Source organism: Treponema sp. OMZ 799 (genome assembly GCF_024181365.1).
In the GTDB taxonomy this organism is placed as follows: domain Bacteria; phylum Spirochaetota; class Spirochaetia; order Treponematales; family Treponemataceae; genus Treponema_B.
On the sequence record NZ_CP051301.1, the window covers coordinates 364,442 to 382,129 of the forward strand.

General features: G+C 31.5%; 18 protein-coding genes. 2 read left to right on the top strand and 16 right to left on the bottom strand.

Going from position 1 to position 17,688, the window contains the following annotated elements; all coding sequences use genetic code 11:
- Position 1 precedes the first annotated feature (1 nt).
- Together E4O04_RS01635 and E4O04_RS01640 are read left to right on the top strand one after the other, a co-directional pair.
- Positions 2 to 1,321: a hemolysin family protein gene (locus E4O04_RS01635; RefSeq protein ID WP_253686051.1), complete on the top strand. Its 1,320-nt coding sequence runs from the start codon at positions 2 to 4 to the stop codon at positions 1,319 to 1,321.
- Positions 1,318 to 2,616, top strand: a complete 1,299-nt coding sequence (locus tag E4O04_RS01640; protein WP_253686049.1) for a hemolysin family protein — start codon at positions 1,318 to 1,320, stop codon at positions 2,614 to 2,616. Before E4O04_RS01635 ends, E4O04_RS01640 begins: the two co-directional genes overlap by 4 nt.
- On the opposite strand, the gene E4O04_RS01645 is transcribed toward E4O04_RS01640, so the two are convergent.
- The 16 genes from E4O04_RS01645 to E4O04_RS01720 form a co-directional block, all read right to left on the bottom strand.
- Positions 2,579 to 3,598, bottom strand: a complete 1,020-nt coding sequence (locus E4O04_RS01645; protein ID WP_253686047.1) for an AAA family ATPase — start codon at positions 3,596 to 3,598, stop codon at positions 2,579 to 2,581. The genes E4O04_RS01640 and E4O04_RS01645 overlap by 38 nt on opposite strands.
- Before the next feature lie 76 nt (positions 3,599 to 3,674).
- Complete coding sequence (locus E4O04_RS01650) at positions 3,675 to 4,421, bottom strand: hypothetical protein (RefSeq protein WP_253709338.1); 747 nt, start codon at positions 4,419 to 4,421, stop codon at positions 3,675 to 3,677.
- A gap of 10 nt (positions 4,422 to 4,431) precedes the next feature.
- Complete coding sequence (locus E4O04_RS01655) at positions 4,432 to 5,124, bottom strand: potassium channel family protein (RefSeq protein ID WP_253709340.1); 693 nt, start codon at positions 5,122 to 5,124, stop codon at positions 4,432 to 4,434.
- A 14-nt stretch (positions 5,125 to 5,138) separates the two neighbouring features.
- Positions 5,139 to 6,863 carry a TrkH family potassium uptake protein gene (locus E4O04_RS01660; protein WP_253709343.1) on the bottom strand — a complete coding sequence of 575 codons (1,725 nt, stop codon included), beginning with the start codon at positions 6,861 to 6,863 and terminating at the stop codon, positions 5,139 to 5,141.
- Positions 6,864 to 6,881: 18 nt separating this feature from the next.
- The gene (gene thyX, locus E4O04_RS01665) at positions 6,882 to 7,718 is read right to left on the bottom strand and encodes an FAD-dependent thymidylate synthase (RefSeq protein WP_253686039.1); all 837 of its coding nucleotides are present in this window, start codon (positions 7,716 to 7,718) and stop codon (positions 6,882 to 6,884) included.
- 47 nt (positions 7,719 to 7,765) lie between these two features.
- Positions 7,766 to 8,875: a hypothetical protein gene (locus E4O04_RS01670; RefSeq protein ID WP_253709345.1), complete on the bottom strand. Its 1,110-nt coding sequence runs from the start codon at positions 8,873 to 8,875 to the stop codon at positions 7,766 to 7,768.
- 181 nt (positions 8,876 to 9,056) lie between these two features.
- Entirely contained in the window at positions 9,057 to 9,770 is a 714-nt protein-coding gene (locus tag E4O04_RS01675) for a hypothetical protein (RefSeq protein WP_253709348.1), read from the bottom strand.
- Between the two features lie 382 nt (positions 9,771 to 10,152).
- Entirely contained in the window at positions 10,153 to 10,371 is a 219-nt protein-coding gene (locus tag E4O04_RS01680; protein WP_253686037.1) for a hypothetical protein, read from the bottom strand.
- A 13-nt stretch (positions 10,372 to 10,384) separates the two neighbouring features.
- Positions 10,385 to 11,107 carry a hypothetical protein gene (locus E4O04_RS01685; protein WP_253709351.1) on the bottom strand — a complete coding sequence of 241 codons (723 nt, stop codon included), beginning with the start codon at positions 11,105 to 11,107 and terminating at the stop codon, positions 10,385 to 10,387.
- Positions 11,108 to 11,235: 128 nt separating this feature from the next.
- Positions 11,236 to 12,285 carry a hypothetical protein gene (locus tag E4O04_RS01690; RefSeq protein WP_253709354.1) on the bottom strand — a complete coding sequence of 350 codons (1,050 nt, stop codon included), beginning with the start codon at positions 12,283 to 12,285 and terminating at the stop codon, positions 11,236 to 11,238.
- A gap of 25 nt (positions 12,286 to 12,310) precedes the next feature.
- On the bottom strand, positions 12,311 to 13,342 hold the full coding sequence (locus E4O04_RS01695; RefSeq protein WP_253709357.1) for a hypothetical protein: 1,032 nt from the start codon (positions 13,340 to 13,342) through the stop codon (positions 12,311 to 12,313).
- Positions 13,343 to 13,350: 8 nt separating this feature from the next.
- Positions 13,351 to 14,091, bottom strand: a complete 741-nt coding sequence (locus E4O04_RS01700; protein ID WP_253709359.1) for a LolA-like protein — start codon at positions 14,089 to 14,091, stop codon at positions 13,351 to 13,353.
- A gap of 27 nt (positions 14,092 to 14,118) precedes the next feature.
- Positions 14,119 to 15,327: an ABC transporter permease gene (locus E4O04_RS01705; RefSeq protein WP_253709361.1), complete on the bottom strand. Its 1,209-nt coding sequence runs from the start codon at positions 15,325 to 15,327 to the stop codon at positions 14,119 to 14,121.
- A gap of 17 nt (positions 15,328 to 15,344) precedes the next feature.
- Positions 15,345 to 16,034, bottom strand: coding sequence for an ABC transporter ATP-binding protein (locus E4O04_RS01710; RefSeq protein WP_253686021.1), 690 nt, complete (start codon positions 16,032 to 16,034; stop codon positions 15,345 to 15,347).
- On the bottom strand, positions 16,031 to 16,876 hold the full coding sequence (locus E4O04_RS01715; RefSeq protein ID WP_253709364.1) for a hypothetical protein: 846 nt from the start codon (positions 16,874 to 16,876) through the stop codon (positions 16,031 to 16,033). Before E4O04_RS01715 ends, E4O04_RS01710 begins: the two co-directional genes overlap by 4 nt.
- Positions 16,851 to 17,603, bottom strand: a complete 753-nt coding sequence (locus tag E4O04_RS01720; protein ID WP_253709367.1) for a hypothetical protein — start codon at positions 17,601 to 17,603, stop codon at positions 16,851 to 16,853. The genes E4O04_RS01715 and E4O04_RS01720 overlap by 26 nt, the downstream gene beginning before the upstream one ends.
- Positions 17,604 to 17,688: the final 85 nt, after the last annotated feature.

Genomic DNA, 17,688 nt, shown 5'->3' on the forward strand with positions numbered 1-17,688 from the left:
GATGAACGAGCCCCCGCCGCAATGGCTTTATATTTTACTTTTAATTATTCTACTTTTTTTATCGATGATGTTTTCATCGGGAGAAACAGCCTTTTTATCCGTAAATAAATTGAAGATAAAATATTTACGGGAAAAGAAAAATAAAAAGGCTGCAAGAGTTGAAAAGATTTTAAAAGACAAACAAAAATTTTTAACCACCTCTTTGATAGGCAACAGTTTGGTAAATATTTTAATCTCGGTAATTTTAACCGCCCTGATGGTAGAATTAGTCGGAGCAAAAGGATTAAGCATTGCAGTAACGGCTGCAACTATTGCAATTTTAATCTTCGGTGAAATACTGCCTAAGTCCGTTGCCTTGGTTTTTTCCGAACCTATAGCCTTAAAATTCTCAGGTTTTATTTTGTTTTTAATTAAAATTCTAGCTCCTCTTGAATGGCTTTTTTCGGGCTTTACAAAATTCTTTTTAAAATTTTTAGGCGTAAAAAATCTGCAATCAAATGAGGCTTTAACCGATGCAGACTTAAAAGATTTTTTTGATGTACGCCAAGAACATGGCGATCTGCGTTCTGAAGAAAAGGCTGTTCTCGAAAAAATTTTAAGCTATGGCGATATAACCGTAAAAAATATTATGACTCCGCGGCCGGAGATAATCGGACTTACAGCTGATGTAAATCCGAAAGAAATTATAGAGCTTTCCCATTCTTCAAGATTTTCAAGATTTCCGGTTTATGAAGAAGACATAGATGAAATTATCGGTATTTTTTATATTAAGGATTTTTTGTTTTCGGAAGCTGCAGCAAAAGATTTCTTACAAGAATCAAAAGAAAAATTCGATATAAAAAAATATCTGCGTAAGCCTGTTCTTGTTTTTGAAAATACCGAGCTTTCAAAATTGCAGGAAATATTTAGAAAAGAAAAACAGAACATGGTTGTCGTCATTGATGAGTACGGCGGCACTTTAGGTATTGCAACTCTTGAAGACTTAAATGAAGAGATATTCGGGAACATTGCCGATGAGTATGATACGGATGATGCGGCTGCAGAAGAACCCAATCTTGATAATATAAATGATGCGTCAACTCAAAATATTAGTCAAACTATTTTGGGCAGCATGAGGTTGAGCGATTTAAATGAGGATCTAAGTACTTCGTTTTCCTCCGAGTATTATGACACAATAGGCGGCTTGATTATGGAAAAATGCGGAGAAGTTCCGCAAATCGGTTCTACAATAAAAATAGAAAACTATAATTTTACGGTTATCAAAACTGAAGGAAACAGAATAAGCGAACTGGAAGTAAATATTACAGGAGATGAAGAATGAAATTTGAATTAGCTTTAATGACAATCGAATTTATTGCTCTTCTCCTTTGTGCCTTTTTCTTTTCTGCATCCGAAACGGCAATTACTGCAATAACGAGGGCTGAGTATAAGGCAATAAAAAAAAGCCGGACAAAAAAAAGTAAGACTCTTGCTTTTCTTATTGAAAAAAAAGATGAGATTGTAAGTGCAACCCTGATAGGCACCAATTTTGTAAATACTCTTTCTTCCGCCTTGATAACAGCCTTTGTAATTGATATGTACGGGCAGCAGCATATTCCGGCAGCTACTGCCGTTACAACGGTTCTTATAATTATCTTTGCAGAAATTTTACCAAAAGCTATAGCGGCTTATAATGCTGTTGAAATTACAAAAACATTTTTGATTCCCTTATCGATTGTAAGATTATTTTTTAAACCGATTGTTTTTATTTTTTCGCTCATGTCCAATTTTATTATTAAATCCGTTTCAAAGCGAAGAGAAAATCAAATCTCAGACTTATCAGAAGATTATTTGGAAACGCTTATAAACATAAGTTTAGCTGACGGTACTTTTCAAACGGGAGAACATGAGTTAATTAAAAGAGCTGTAAGACTGCATGAGTTAAAACTGCAAAGTATAATGACAAAAAAAGAAGATATTGTAGGTTTCGATATTAATTCGACTCCCGAAAAGATGATAAGTATTTTCCGTAAAACAATGTTTTCGCGTCTGCCTGTTTACAAGACGGAAAAGGATAAAATAATAGGAAGCGTCCATTATAAGGATCTATTGTTTTATAAAAGTCATAAGGCGGAAATGGATATAAATAAAATTATAAGGCCGGCCTTGTTTATTCCGAAAACTGCAAATATTTTTTCTGCAATAAAAACAATGAGTAAAAATAAAAGAAATATGGCCTTTGTAATAGATGAATACGGCTCGACTGCGGGACTTATCACAATTGACGATATAAGCACTGCTATTTTCGGTTCAATTCAAGATGAATATGCTAAAATAAAAACGAATCCCTTAAGCGGAATGAAGATTGTTGACGGTACTCATATTTTAATTCCGGGATCGGTTCCTATTATTCAGCTAAACAAAATTTTGAATACGGATTTTCATTCGGATTATAATGATACGATAGGCGGCCTCGTACTTGAAACGGCAGAATATCTTCCTAAGGAAGGTGAGTTCATCAACATAGGTGATATTGAATTTAAAGTAGAAAAAGTTGAAACGAGTAAAATTATTTTTCTTATTGCGGACGTTTCTAAGATTACGGCTGGGGCACAATTCCCAAAAGCTTTTCAATAATATCGTCAGCGGTCAAGTTATCGGCAGCCGCTTCATAAGAAAGTTTAAGTCTATGCCTCAAAGCTGCGTAGGCAACAGCTTTTACATCTTCGGGTATTACATAATCTCTTCCGCTAAATAGGGCTTTTACCTTTGCACATTTTTGAATAGCGATTCCGGCCCGCGGAGATGCTCCATAAAGAATATAGCTTAGGTAATTCCCGTGAATATAATCATCCTGCTTTACATTTTTTACAGGCCTTGTTGCGGCAATGATTGAAACTATATAGCTTGTAATTTCGGGAGAACATTTTACCTGCTCTACGGCATTCCGGAGAGTTTCTAAGTTTTCCGGTGTGAGTATTGCTTCGGCAGGGCTGACACTCGAAGTTAGTCCGGGGCCTTGTCCCATGTTTTGATTCGGTCTTAGGTTTGAAAATTTATTTACTATATCTATTTCTTCTTGAATAGACGGATAAGGAACAAATAGTTTTAACAAGAAGCGGTCAAGCTCTGCTTCGGGAAGAGGATATGTTCCCTCTTGTTCGATTGGGTTTTGTGTAGCAAGCACAAAAAAGGGAGAAGGCAGGGAATAGGAATTTTCTCCGATTGTGACTTGCCCTTCGGCCATGGCTTCCAAAAGGGCAGACTGCACCTTTGCAGGTGCCCTGTTTATTTCGTCAGCCAAAATAATATTTGCAAAAACGGGTCCTCTTCTAACAGAAAATTTTCCTATGCTTTGCTGATAAATCAAGGTTCCTATCAAATCGGCAGGAAGAAGGTCCGGAGTAAATTGAATACGCTTAAAACTTACATTGGAAAGTTCTGCAAAGGTTTTTACTATGAGGGTTTTTGCAAGGCCGGGCACGCCTTCAAGTAGCACATGGCCTCCTGCAATATATGCAGTTAAAATTCCTTCGATGAGTTCTTGCTGACCTACAATGCGCAGAGCCATCTTTGCTTTAAAATTTTCTATTATAGTTTTATAGCTTGTATCAATCATAGTATTATTTTACGCCTTATGTTAAAATTTTGCAAGAGGTTTAAATCTCATTTAATTCTTATCTTGTACAGTTTTTTTATTTTCTGTGATTTAAAATTTTAAAAAATCCTTTTTTTGTTTGTTTTGAAAAATCTTCTTTTCTAGGAGGAATAAAGTTATTGATAAATTTACTTAGAGCTCCATGCTTAGATATGTCAACCAAAAAATATGTTATATCTCCTATTGTTGAAAAAACAGGTATTAAGATATTCTCCCCTTGTTCTACAGGAAGATGACTCATGGAAGCTTCTTTAAAAGCTGCTCTAATATTTATCTGCGGAACAATATCTGCAATATTTAAATCATTGTTATAATCTATCTCGGTTTTAATTTTTTGGGAGGCTTCTACTATTTCTCCATTGAGATTAACTATTGCTATAGGAATGTCTACCATATCAATTAAACTCTTTACCAAGCCGTTAAGACTTGCAATTTTTAGACTTTTTTGTGCCGTGATTGTATTGGACACACTAAGAGCATCTTGTAAAAAAAATCCTGCAGTGCCTAATTTTGCAGCTTTCTTTTCGGATAAAATTCCTCCGGTTTTTATAGTTTCCATTAGGCTTAAAAAATCTTTTTTCTTTTTTACTGCGCCTATAATAATATTAACTGTTAATATTAATTGCAAGAGCGAAAGTATAAATCCTAAAAACAAAACAAGTTCGGAGTCTCCTTTAAGGGGGATTTGCATACCTACACCGTATGCCCAAAAAGCCGTTGCAATCATAAAAATAAACGAGAGCGCTAAACTTATAAATAATAATTTTTTTTCAATAAAAATCATATTTGCTCCATTACATATTTCTAAATTCTTCAAGCTTTATATTTGAGCCTATCAAAAAAAGTTTGTCACCTTCTCTCAACTCAAAATCATCTTCAGGATAATGCATAGCTTCCTGTTTGACAGGGTTACCGACAGAATCTATATCCAAATCCATTCTTACAAGGGCAATAAGGTTAATGTTAAATTTTTCTTTTAGAGCAAGAGCACCAACGGTTTTTCCGATAAAAAATTTCGGAACAATAATTTCCCTTATTGAAAAATCCTTTGTGACTGCAATTGAATCCATTACATCAGGGGAAATAAGACGCCTTGCAATTCTTGTCGCAGCCGATATTTCAATATTTAAAACTTCGTTTGCACCTACTCTTCTTAAAACTGTTGCATGGAGAGGTGAAACAGCACGGGCTAAAACATAGGGAATATCTCTTTGTTTTAAAAGAGTAGTAGTTAAAACGCTTGCTTCTATATTATTGCCGATAGCGACGATTGCAACTTCTACATCATCTAAAGGAGCTTTTAAAAGAGCTTCTTCATTTGTAGTTTCTACAAGCATTGCTGCAGGAACAATTTTTTTTATTCTTTCCACTGCTTGAATATCATGATCAAAGGCCACTACTGAAGCTCCTCCGTCTACAAGAACTTCACAAATCCTTGATCCGAATTCTCCCAAACCTATGACAGCAAAGTTTTTATTTGTTTCCATAATATTTTCCTCCCTTATCCTATAGCTATATTTCCATAAGGATATTCTATATCGTCATTCTTTTGTTTTGTGCCGGCCGCAGTTAAAAAAGTTAAAGGACCGACCCTTCCGATGAACATTAAAATTATTATTACGATTTTTCCGGCTGGTGAAAGAGCGGCGGTTACTCCCGTAGAAAGACCTACTGTTGCAAAGGCTGATACGGTTTCAAACAATAATGCTAAAAAAGGAAGACTTTCAGTAATTGTCAATAAAAAAATTCCAACTGAAATTGCTGCGAGTCCGAAGCCGAAAATTAAAAAAGCTTTTTTTACCTGATCCTCAGGTACCGAAATATTTTTGATTACAACTGTTTTTTGATTTTTTAAAAATGATCTAAAAAAAGCAAACACCACCGCAATAGTGTTAAGCTTAATTCCTCCGGCTGTACTTCCTGCAGCTCCTCCCATGAACATTATAAATATCATAAAAAGTAAGGTTGCATTTGTTAAATTCATAAATGAAACCGTAGAAAAGCCTGCAGTTCGCAATGTTATAGCTTGAAAAAAACTTGCAAGGTATTGACTTCCCACTGATAATTCTTTCATAGTATTGCGGTGCTCAAGTAAATAAAAAAGAGCAAAAGAAATAAAAAGAATAAAAACTGTAAGGCTTAAAATCATTTTTGTATTTACCGACATTAAATAATCGCTCTTTTTTTTCTTCAAAAACTTATTTGTTATATTTGTTTTAACCTTAGCCAAAACATCATAAATAACGGCAAAACTTATTCCGCCTAAAATTATTGTAAAACCTATTGTGAGGTTTATAATAATATCGGAGGTAAAAGATTCCAAGTTGTTTGAAAAAAGAGCAAACCCCGCATTACAAAATGCGGATATTGCATGAAAAAATGCAAAACCTAGGGCTTTAAGATTGAATCCTAAAATACGTGAAAAGCCTATAAATAAAAATGCTGCACTTAAGGTTTCTATAAAAAAAGTAGATAAGACAATTACCCTTAATGTTTTAAAAAGGTTAGACATGTCATCTTCGCTCACCATGTACGAGATTGTGAGCTTTTCACTGACAGTCATTTTTTTCCGGAAGGCAAGCATTCCGAAAAATGAAAAAACCATTATTCCTAAACCGCCGACTTGAATTAAAACAATCAAAATAAATTTTCCTACTATGGTAAGTTCGGAAGAAACATCTATTACGCTTAGGCCTGTAACGCATACGGCAGATGCGGAGGTAAAAAGTGTTGTTAAAAAGTTTAAAGGTTTACCGTTTGCAGAAGCAGCAGGAAGCATAAGTAAAAAACTGCCGATGATTATAACCATAAAAAAAGAAATAATCAAAGTTTGTGCAGGATTTGAAATAATTTTTGCAGTTAAGCCGGCTCTCTTGCTTATTAATCTAATTATTTTTCCGAATAAAAATATGTTTTTAAAAATATCAAAAACAATACTTAATTCTTCAGCATTATTGTTAAAGCTTATTTGTACTTTAAATATAATAAATACTGCAGCAAATATTAGCATTGCTAAAAAATCTACAAGATTATTTTTAAAATATTTACGTATATACTTTTCTTGTCTGATAGCAAAAAAGGTTTCGGCAAGTACAGAGATAAGGATAATAATGTCTATTATGTGGAGAATAATTTCAGAAGTAGTTTTTGAATAAAATTGCTGTAAAAATAAAAGAACAAGGCTTAAAGCGAAAGCCGCAACGACAAAGTAATCCCGCTTCCTCATTTGTCTGTTCCTTTTGTTTTATACTTGTCTTCCGCTCTTAAGTTTTTCGTTAAAACGCTCAAGCTCTTTACCTTTTAACCCGCTTTCTTTTCCGGCTATCAAATTATGTATAGCTTCAAGTTCTTCTGCAGAAAAATTTACTCCGTTTTTTTCATGGCGTTCAAAAGAAGCGCAGGCAAGAGGTGCTACAGTTTTACAAATTTCAAACATAACTTCGGCATAGTCTCTGATTTCTTTTTGTGCATGAGCATCCATGCGCAGCCGCAAAAAATGGAAAAGATTGTGCAGGTCTATTTGCCAATACCATTCGGTATAAGTAGAAAGAGGGAGATTGATTCTGGCAAGTTCCCTTGCTATATTTTTATCGAGTAATTTACAGTAGCCGTCATAAACTTCTTCTTGTTGTTTTTGCAAAGAGCTTATAACTTCATTTTGAAGGTCTTGAGAAACGGCCTCACTCATTCGGCCTTGTTTATTGTCGCTGCTTTGCAAGGAGATATCCTTTCCGTCGGGTACATAAAACTCTGCTTTTAAGATGGAATACCGTCCGGAAATTTCGTTCAGACGGGCTGTTCTGTGCCTAATCCACTGGCGGGCTACAAAAATGGGCAGCTTTACATGAAAGGTAAAAACCACCTGTTCAAATGGAGAGGTATGCTTATTCCGCAAAAGGTAGTCTATTAAAGCGGCATCTTCCCGTACGGTTTTAGTGCCTTCTCCATAAGAAACACGGGCTGCCTGCACTATGCGGGCATCAGTACCCATATAATCCACCAATCTGATAAAACCTTTATCAAGAACCTTAAACTCTTTATCCAAAATTTTTTCCGCTTCCGGAGCTATACAATGTGCCATAGTGTAATGATAGCAGAAATTGTAAAAATTTACTAGATATTAAACATTTAGTTTTTTATTATATCCCAACAATTCCTATAAATATTTGCATTTATTTTTACATATTTTACCTTATTCTGATGATACACTCTAAATTCGGGAAACTTTATTCCTTTTATATTGGGTGAACTTTTTTGCATGAAAAATATTGTGTCATCAAAAATTTTAAACCAACTGATTATTTCATCATGTTCAAAAATTTTTTCGGATTTTCGTGTCTGTCCATTATGCCTAAACAAAGTATTTTTTTGTGTATAAAAAACATTACCGTCGATATCAGTATTAAATTCTCCATCCAAACATACTACATAAACCTTAAAATCATCTAGTGACATAGAAACAACTGCCGGTTTTAATCCGTCCCCCAATAAAATTTCAGTTTTATAGTATATACTATTATACTTTTTTGAATATGCAATGTGAACCGGACGAGCAAAAGGATAAGGATATTCCGCAGTTGAATTAGATATAAAAAGATAGTTATCTTCATCTTCTTTACCATAATCATAAGGATAATCTTTATATAAATCCCTGCCGGATATTTCTAATTTATAGAGCTTTGTTTCATATAACAAGACTCTACTATCAGAATCAAATTCATATTTGTACAAATTACCGCCGTCAAAAAAAATAATATCACGGCCTCCTATATTTATTGCAACAGTATCTTTATATTCCAATGAAATCACTCTAATTATTTTTTTATTTATAACATCAAGATAACAAATACACCTCCTTCCTGATATCACAGCGAGACCGTCGTCAGTCATAGTGATTGAATCTGCGGACAAATTCATCTCTTTTCCGTCTTTATTATATTTCCCAAATTCAAAAAATTGTTTAACAACATCTTCATCTACATCACCTCCATTAAACCGTACATCATACCATTTCCCTTTTTTTGATATTTCAAACCACTCATTTTGTGTAGAGGCAAATACATATTCCGATTTATCAAAGTCATAAATATATTCGCTTGAAACTTCTTGTTCATTTTGTTTCTTAAAATTTATTATTCCTGATTCAAAAAACAACCACTGAATAAAAATCCCGGCAGGAAGAATAATCATTACTGATACAATAATATAAAGTATAATTATGATTTGTTTTTGTTTCATAGTTTACTCCCAATACTCAATCTCACGATATGTGGTAGAAAACAAGACCCCATCAGAAAAAAGTTTTCTTCAATCCAGTTGTCGTACTCATCATATTTTAAAATTTCAACCACATCTCCCAATGAGGTTGTATATTTCCTTATTCTGCCCGAATGGTCATATTCACTAATTACTTCATACTTTAATTTATCATTATCATATTTTTAATTTTTTTTATCATAGTATTTTCATAATAATAAATTTTAAGTTCTTTATATTTGCCATCTTCATTGAAGATAATTTCCATATCATCGAATATATATTTATTTTCTTTTTCGTTGTATAAGATCTTTTTATCTTTACGTTTTTTTTCATATTCATTTACAAGCTGTCTGACTTCACCATCTGTATTTTCCATCTTATAAACATCTTTGCTAATAAAATTTTTATTATTATAGTAATAAGTGTATACTTCATCATGAGGATATGAATCTGTTGGAATGCAGCCTAATTCATATACGTATTTTACTACCTGACCGTTTTTATTCAATAAATCAAAACTCTTTAAAGTCTTTTGATTTTCAGGTAAATAAGCTTGACATGGCATATCATATTTCGTAACCAAGTCTGACAAATATGATATATATTCATTAGTCCATTTTTCAAAAATGCGTATCTGCTTACATTTTTTCATGGTTTCAGGCAATACATAATAATTGCTGTTAATATTTGTATATTTCAGCATTCTTATGTTTATCTCATACATAAATGGATTATAAGATTTTAAATCTGGCTCAATAAAGTCATCATTCTGTCTAATAAAATTTTCTTTTATTACATTTGGCGTCTTAGGTATTTCTTCCTTATTACAAGAAATACTCAAAATTAGAACAAATAATAAAATAATTATCTTCATTTTTTGAATACCCACCTTTTACATGCAATAAAATATTTTATACCTATATAGTACTATAAAGTTTGGTTAATTGTCAACAGAACAACACTTTAATATATTTAATGATAGCTAAATTTCAATTCAAAACGTTTGCATTATAATCTTTATACATTCCATAACCAAATTCTGCGATAAGATTTAATTTTTTTTCTTTATTAGAGTCCAAGCTGCATCAGCAAAGGCTGAAATAAAAAAATATTGGCATTAACGCCTGTTCTTGCAACATACCATCTAAGCTCAGCTCTTTAAATGTGCATCGAAGAATATTTTTTGACATTTTTAAATAAGAAACACCGCGGCATAGTTTCTTGAGATTTTTCTAAATTTTAAGAATGTTTATAATTTAAAATAAAATTATTATAATAATGCTTCCTATAGTTCCTAAAATTAGCCACACAAAAAAGAACCATCCTAAAAAAATATTTACTTTTCGTTTTTTCTCATCGTTTTTGTATTTTTCATTAACATTTTTAAAGCCTCTAGATAAAAAATAGATCAACAATCTAACTTGTATTAAAATACCTATCCCTAATAATATTTTATCAAATAAAAAATTATTCATTATTACCTCTTCTTTACTTATTCCATTTATCGCCTGTTGCTTTTCCCTGTTTTTCAATGATTGCATCTGTCAGAAATTCTATTATAAAAGCAAATGGTAAACAAGCAAGAGAAAGAAAAAGAAGAGAGATGTTTAAATTAAAAATATCTATTTCAACTTCTCTTCCCAGGCTCATAGTAATAATCAGCAGAATAGTAATTAAAAATGTAATATACAGCACAATAGTTTTAATTCCGGCTGATAAAATATTTACCTTAACTCCTTTTAATTTCTTTTTAATTTTTATTTTAAAACCGGCAAACAAACAAAATAATTGTACAAGAATAGCAGTACTGATATTTATAATAACTTCTTTTGAATCAAAAAATGATATTGGAAGATAAAAAAATCGTCTTGAAGCATATAGAAAATCATTATAATCAAAACCGTTAGGCGTGTGAATAAACATACATAAATATACAAGATAAAAATTTATTACTGCTATAATAATCGAGGTAATAAATACGCTTTTACGTATCTTTCCTTTTTTATAATAAACAAGTTCTATGGTTAAAAGTAATGAAATAATATACCATTGAATGCTTACAGTATCAATATTATACATGAATAGATAAAAGATAAGTTCTGTTCTGCCTGCAAGTAAAGCCATAAGAAGTCCGGTTAAAATAAACAGACTATTAAGTAAAATACAAATATTTGTAAGTTTAAAAAAATTATTTAGATCGATTTTTATCATAACGACAAACAGCCTCCAATATTTCTATTTTTGCAAGATGACACTACAAAAAATATTGCAAAACATAGAAAAATTATGAAGATAATCTTTTTCACTTTACTCCTCCTTGCATTGAAAAAATATTTACATCACACGCCCTGAATAATTCTGGAGACTACGCCTAAGAAAAAGATCGGCTTAAAGTCTTGATTAACTCCGGCTTGGAAAGTAAAAGGAACATTATCGAATAATGTGTAACCTGCTCCTAAGCCGAATTCCGCGATAAGATTTAATTTTTTTGTTTCATTAGAGCCGAAGCCGGCATCAGCGAAGGCTGAAATAAAAAATCCGTTTGAGCTAACTCCTGTTCGGGCGGCGTACCATCTAAGTTCAGTTCCCCAAATATGCATTGAAGAATATTTTTTGACATCTTTAAACGAAAAACGCCGCGTCATCGATTCTTGAGACTTTTCTATTTCATAATCGGTTATGGTATTTACATGCTTAGACTTTATCCTATCGGTATTATAAAATGTATAAACAAAGCCTACATCAACATAGTACAGTTTAAAAGTTACCGGCAGCTCGAATTTAAGTCTGTAATTAATAAAACGGCTTTCGGGAATCCAGTCGGTAAAAAAAGAAAAAGATGTTGTCGCTTTAAAATAACCTAAATCTGCAAGAAAAACATCAAATCTAATTCCCTGCGATAATTCGGTAACGGTTTTCGGTTTCAATTCATTTTGCGAATTCTTAAATTTTATTTCATTAACATTCCTTCTTCCTACACGGGCAGGAAAAGAAAATTTTAATTTGTTTATAACAAATATAAAATCGTTTCTTGCATAAAAAATTTGATCCGAAACTTTTTTGTGCATTGTAAATGGAACAAAATCATAAAAAGCATTTATATTCCATTTAAAAAAATCTTTTTGAACAAACATTCCTATAGAAGAACTGACTGCCGGCCCGTTATCTGCCGAAAAAAAGATGCCTGCATTCGGAAAAACGCTTACATTATTTTCTCTATGAAGCCATCCGAATTTTACCGAAAGAGGAAAACCAAAATAATGCGGAAGAATATTGAATTTGGAAACTTTTATAAAATCTTCTTCGTTATTTTTTTTGACTTCCTCTTTGTCTTGAGAAAACCCCGCCGCCATCATAAAACAAAAAACCAAACATAAAATCTTTTTCATCTTTTCTCCATCATAAATAATTTTATCAATCATTTAAAACAACCGATAAACTTAATATTCCATTCAGTATATCTTTTTTATCTAAAAGATTTTTTGAAAGATATACTATTTTAAATTTAAAATCCGAAATAAATAACTCGCTCTGAATAATTCCCATAAGCTCTTTATCCTGCAAGCCTTGTAAACCGGCAGTAATTTGAGCATAATCTTTTAAGCCTGTGCTATAAAAAAATCCGTAATTCATACCTTTAGAATTATAAGCACCTTCGGCTATTAAAGTAAAAGTATAATCATTATCTTTTACAAAGAATGTTTTAGAAATCCCGGCAAGCACGCCCCAATCATTAATTTTTTTATTTATAAATTTTACAGGAAGTCCTGCATTGGAATAAATTTTAAAATCTAAAGGAAGATTAAATAAAACTTCTAAGGCTGTTTTTAGTGTATATTCTTTTTTATTATTTTTAGCCGGTTCAAAGAGCATATCCGATTCCAATCCGATAAAAAAAGAAGATGATGAATATGCAAATTTTGTCCAAACGGAATACCAATCAGGCTTTTCAAAAATATCGACAGAACGGGTGTCGAATGCAGAACCTAAGTCTATTATAAAATTTTTTATAGGTATATCGAATTTTACATACCACAAAGCTGTATCCGATTTTATCATCTCAGGAATATTTAAATAAAAATAATTTTTAATAATACCTTCCCCAAAATAAATTAAATCTTTTCCGGATTGAAACGAAAAATAATCGGTAAAAGCGGAATAATTCAATCGTCTAAAAAAAGGTCTTACAATTTTTTTGTTTTTAAATTCATCTCTTGAAAATTCATCTTTAAAAAAAACTCCCGGTTGTAAAAATAAATTCTGATTTTTAAATTCAAAATCAAAATTTAAAAAAGCTGAAGTATCTAAGTTAGAAATAATTTGAGGTGCATAAGTATTTACATCGGTATTAAGGAAAACATTTAAGTTATTTAATTCAAAACCGGGACTGATTGCATGGAGATTTATAAAACTAAAACAAAATATAAAAAAAATAAATTTCTTCATAGTTCTCCCTATTTTTTTATCAAATTCTCCATCTTTTGAGTCAAATGCTTTAATTGAGAGTATGAAAAAAGCGATGCGGGTATATCGGCCTTTTTAATACTCATAGTAATCCATGAGCTGTAAGCATTTTTTTCAAACAGCATATCGTACACATCTATTTTAGCAAAACAAGGATAACCGTCTATATTTTCTATATGATAAACTAATTTTTTTATCGGAGTTTGTTTTGCATCGGTAAATTTGAGTTCAAAAATATTTTTAGCTTTTTTTGTAAATATAATATATTTATATGAAGCTTTTGAATTTTGTTTTTCGAGAATAAAATCATTATTCTTGTATTCAATAATTTTATAATTGCTCTTAAAATCGGTTTTTAAAATATCCTGCACTTCAAATTCTTCTATTTTATATGCACCGGATATTTTTAATGGTGTTTTCAAATTTTTATTGTAAAGCCAATATCCTTCGTTGGAACTGAAAAAATATTGTATTTTATTTTTTGATTTTATTCTTACAAACTGTCCGCTCTTATTAAAAAGGCAATAAGAGTACAGCCTGCTTTCTTCTTTTAAATCCTTATTATATTTTATTATTGCTTGCTCGGTTAAAAAAGTTTCGGATGCTTCGATATATCCCGAATTGATTTTTAAAAAATATTGATAATCTTCATCATCAAATTTTTCTTCTGAATATAAAATTAATGAAAAAATTAAAAAAAATAATCGTAAAAAGTATCTTCTAATATTCATCCTATACCTCATTGATTAGCTTATTGACTAACTTATATTATAATTTATAAGTTTTATACTGCTATGTTTTTTAATAGTATAAATCGGATATATAACCGAAATTAGAGCCGTAAAAAATATAAAAACTTGAGTTTTTATTACCGCCTTAGCTGTAATAAAAAAATTTAATAAGTAATAAGAAGTTGAACCCGGAGGATTCATTTTTATATCAAAGGTTTGAGTAATAATATTTCCTGCTTGCGATAGCAAAACGCCTCCAATAATCCCTGCAAGCGATAAAATACATACTTCTAAAATTAAAACCAAAATAAGCAAGGATTTTTTTAGGCCGATGGCTTCCATTGTACCGAATTCGCCTATCCTTTCCATAAAACTTGCCGAAAGACTTTGTGTTAAAGCTACAAATATTAAAATACACAAGATTCCGCTTATTACGGTAAACTGGACATTAAATAGATTACTTATCTGATGCCATGAAGGATTAAGCGTTTTCCAGTTTCTAACTTCAAAGTTTAAATTATTTTCTTTAAAAATAGAATTTAATTTACTTTCAACTTTTTCAACATCCTTATCATTTTTTAAGTACAATCTTATATATGAAGCCGTATCGGGCATACCAAAAAATTCGAGAATATCTTTTCGGGAAGCAATTAAAAAGCCTGCATCGTTTTGGGGAACTCCTGTATCTATATTTCCCGAAACTTCGAAAGAACCTGCTGCAATTCCTTCTTCTCCCATCGACGACATTATATTTACATAATTATCATTTTCCAAATTCAAACCGAGAGATTTAAATAAACCTTTTCCGAGAACAAGGGTATTGTCTCCTTCAAAAACAGGGACTCCTTCAGCTGCTCCTAAAGAGTGAGGTTCATCATATCCTGAGCCCCAAAATATTGAAGAAGAATTTTCCGTGCCTATTATTCCTTGAAAATTTAGAACAGAATCGAAATTTGCTATTTCGGGTATTTTTTCAAAAACATTTTTAAGTTTATTCAAATCGTTAGATGTAAGTATTAAATCTGCCGTATTTTTTTTATCCCAAAAATCTTTAACCGCAGCCTGAATATGCCCCGATTCTTGTATAAAACCTATTGCCATTCCTTGTTCTGAATATTCTACGAATCCTCTGTATAATAAGATTGCAGCAGAGGCAATTGCAATTAATAATATGGAAAGAATGCTTCGCTTTTTGTGAAACTTAATATTATCCCAAGCACTTTTTATTAAAAACATTTTTTCTCCAAAAGTTTTTATTCTCCTGCGGTTTCATTCAATGAACCGCTGACCATTCTATAAATCTTATCCGCATAATTTTTTATAATAGGATCATGCGAAACAAAAATTCCCACTCCGTTTTTTTCTTTTAAGTATTTACGCAAATATTCATAAACTTGATTTGACCGATCCGAATCAAGTGAAGAAGTTATTTCATCAGCAAGAATGTATTTTGGATTGCAGGAAAGAGCTCTTACTATCGAAACCCTTTGTTTTTCTCCGCCTGAAAGTTCATTAGGCTTTTTATAAATCAAATCTTTTAAATCAAAATATTCAAACAAAGGCATGAGCTTTTCTTTTATTTCTTTTTTGGGTTTTTTTTGAATTTTTAAAGGTATGGAAGCATTATCAAAAACGGTTTGAGATTTTATCAATTCAAAAAATTGAAAAATAAGACCGCAGTTTTCAAGCCGAAATTTAGCTCTTTCGCCGTTATTCATTTTATTTATATTTTTATCGCCCCATTCTATTTCTCCCGAATCGGGATAATCTATTCCTGTAATTAGATTTAAAAATGTGGACTTCCCTGCCCCGGAATTACCGTAAATCCAAATCATACTTCCCCGCTCGGCAGTAAACGAAATATTTTTTGTAACTTCAATTTTTTTTGTGTCAATACTGTAAGTTTTATATAAGTTTTTAACTTTAAGCTCTGCGTTTATCATAAGCCGCCTAAAATTCCTTTTTTATAATTTTCATGAAGTAATGAAACGATAGGATGATTGGGAAAAATATTTTTTGCCTTATAAAAATGCTCCCAGCCTTTTTTTGTATCATATATTTTCATATAAAATATAGAATACCATATATAAGCGTTAAATTTATCAACATCATTTAATTCTTCAATGTATTCTTCTGTTGCCTTAATTTGCGAATTAAAATTTGAAGTGGTTTCATCGGCAGCGGCAATTTGCCAGCAAGATAATTTTACAAAAGCTGTCTTATTGTTTTTATCTTTTAAAAGAGCCCTTCTGTATAAAACCGGAAGGGTTAAGATTGTGTTAAAACGTTTTGTTTCGGGAAGCGGAAGTTTTGTATAAAGGTAATCCGCATATTTCAAATATACCTCACCTTCCAAATTAGATAATTTTAAAAATCTTTTTAAATTTTTATCTATTTTTTTTATTACCCTACCCTGATGATTCATTCCGCCGTAATTATAAATTGTCGAAATAAGCTCAGCATGCTCAAGATATAAGACTAAAAGTTCATTTTGTTTTTTTATGTCTCTCATCTTTTTATTCTCTAAAAGAATTTTATCCAAAGAATCCGTAAGAGCTCCTATTCCGTCTATTAAGGTTTTCAAATCTTCATCGCTGATGCTGCTATTTCTATAATATTCGCTAAAAAGAGAATCGCACTCATCTAAGCTAAAGATTTTTGTCTTATCCGGATCTGACGGATTTACGGAAATGTCTTGTGCAAAACAAAAAAAAGAAAAACAAGTAAAGAGAAAAAAAAACGCTATCAATTTATAGGTTCTATTTTGAAAAGAATATTTGATCATTCTTATTTAGCTCCTCAATCACTAGGCTGAAATTCTCATCAGCTATTAATCCGGCAGCGGCCTTTAAATCTTTTTTGGATGAAGCTTCATTTTCAAGCGCAAAATAAACCTGTGATCTAAAAATCAGAGCCAAGTATTTTTCATAATTGTTTTTTGCATTTGATACAGCCTTTGAAAATTCCTTTAAGGAATTTTCATATCCTCCGCCTGCTATTGGAGGAGCAAAGAACATCCACAGACCATACGATATACTTGCCGGAGCAAATTTTTTATCTTGCTTTAGAGCATCAAGATAAAGCAATTTTGTGTCATAGGCTTCTTTATACATATCCTGTCCGGCTAAAAAGCTTATGTACTGAGATTTAATATCGCCCCAGCTGAGTAAAAACCATTTGCCGGCTTGCGAATTCTTTTTTCCCTGCATAAAAACAGCACTCTTATCATTTTGAGTTTTTAACTTTGAAAATATTTTTTTCTTATTACTGTTATCCTTATTTAAGAGGTTCACTTCTTCCAAAATCAAAAAATTTTGAAGTGTCAGTTTTTCTTCTTCAGAAATTTGCATTTTTTGGGTCTTTTCGCGATATTCAGCGATAGAAGCCTCCATTTTTTCTAAAGCCGTATTGTACAGTTCAGCCTTAAATTTATAAAAATTATCGTAAATTTCTTGAGAATGTAAGTTAAAACTTAAAATAACAAGCAAAATAACTAAGAGTCTTTTTCTCATATAAACCTCCAATTTTTTATAGATTATATTTTTTTTAACAAAAAGTGAAGTGCAGATAATCACTTTTTTTATGACATTTGTCATA

Bases quoted from the DNA above. Each gene is read 5' to 3' on its own strand.
- E4O04_RS01655 (WP_253709340.1), bottom strand. From the start codon at position 5,124: ATGGAAACAAATAAAAACTTTGCTGTCATAGGTTTGGGAGAATTCGGA.
- thyX (WP_253686039.1), bottom strand. From the start codon at position 7,718: ATGGCACATTGTATAGCTCCGGAAGCGGAAAAAATTTTGGATAAAGAG.
- E4O04_RS01650 (WP_253709338.1), bottom strand. From the start codon at position 4,421: ATGATTTTTATTGAAAAAAAATTATTATTTATAAGTTTAGCGCTCTCG.
- E4O04_RS01645 (WP_253686047.1), bottom strand. From the start codon at position 3,598: ATGATTGATACAAGCTATAAAACTATAATAGAAAATTTTAAAGCAAAG.
- E4O04_RS01720 (WP_253709367.1), bottom strand. From the start codon at position 17,603: ATGAGAAAAAGACTCTTAGTTATTTTGCTTGTTATTTTAAGTTTTAAC.
- E4O04_RS01670 (WP_253709345.1), bottom strand. From the start codon at position 8,875: ATGAAACAAAAACAAATCATAATTATACTTTATATTATTGTATCAGTA.
- E4O04_RS01715 (WP_253709364.1), bottom strand. From the start codon at position 16,876: ATGATCAAATATTCTTTTCAAAATAGAACCTATAAATTGATAGCGTTT.
- E4O04_RS01660 (WP_253709343.1), bottom strand. From the start codon at position 6,863: ATGAGGAAGCGGGATTACTTTGTCGTTGCGGCTTTCGCTTTAAGCCTT.
- E4O04_RS01640 (WP_253686049.1), top strand. From the start codon at position 1,318: ATGAAATTTGAATTAGCTTTAATGACAATCGAATTTATTGCTCTTCTC.
- E4O04_RS01675 (WP_253709348.1), bottom strand. From the start codon at position 9,770: ATGAAGATAATTATTTTATTATTTGTTCTAATTTTGAGTATTTCTTGT.
- E4O04_RS01710 (WP_253686021.1), bottom strand. From the start codon at position 16,034: ATGATAAACGCAGAGCTTAAAGTTAAAAACTTATATAAAACTTACAGT.
- E4O04_RS01705 (WP_253709361.1), bottom strand. From the start codon at position 15,327: ATGTTTTTAATAAAAAGTGCTTGGGATAATATTAAGTTTCACAAAAAG.
- E4O04_RS01690 (WP_253709354.1), bottom strand. From the start codon at position 12,285: ATGAAAAAGATTTTATGTTTGGTTTTTTGTTTTATGATGGCGGCGGGG.
- E4O04_RS01695 (WP_253709357.1), bottom strand. From the start codon at position 13,342: ATGAAGAAATTTATTTTTTTTATATTTTGTTTTAGTTTTATAAATCTC.
- E4O04_RS01700 (WP_253709359.1), bottom strand. From the start codon at position 14,091: ATGAATATTAGAAGATACTTTTTACGATTATTTTTTTTAATTTTTTCA.
- E4O04_RS01685 (WP_253709351.1), bottom strand. From the start codon at position 11,107: ATGATAAAAATCGATCTAAATAATTTTTTTAAACTTACAAATATTTGT.
- E4O04_RS01680 (WP_253686037.1), bottom strand. From the start codon at position 10,371: ATGAATAATTTTTTATTTGATAAAATATTATTAGGGATAGGTATTTTA.
- E4O04_RS01635 (WP_253686051.1), top strand. From the start codon at position 2: ATGAACGAGCCCCCGCCGCAATGGCTTTATATTTTACTTTTAATTATT.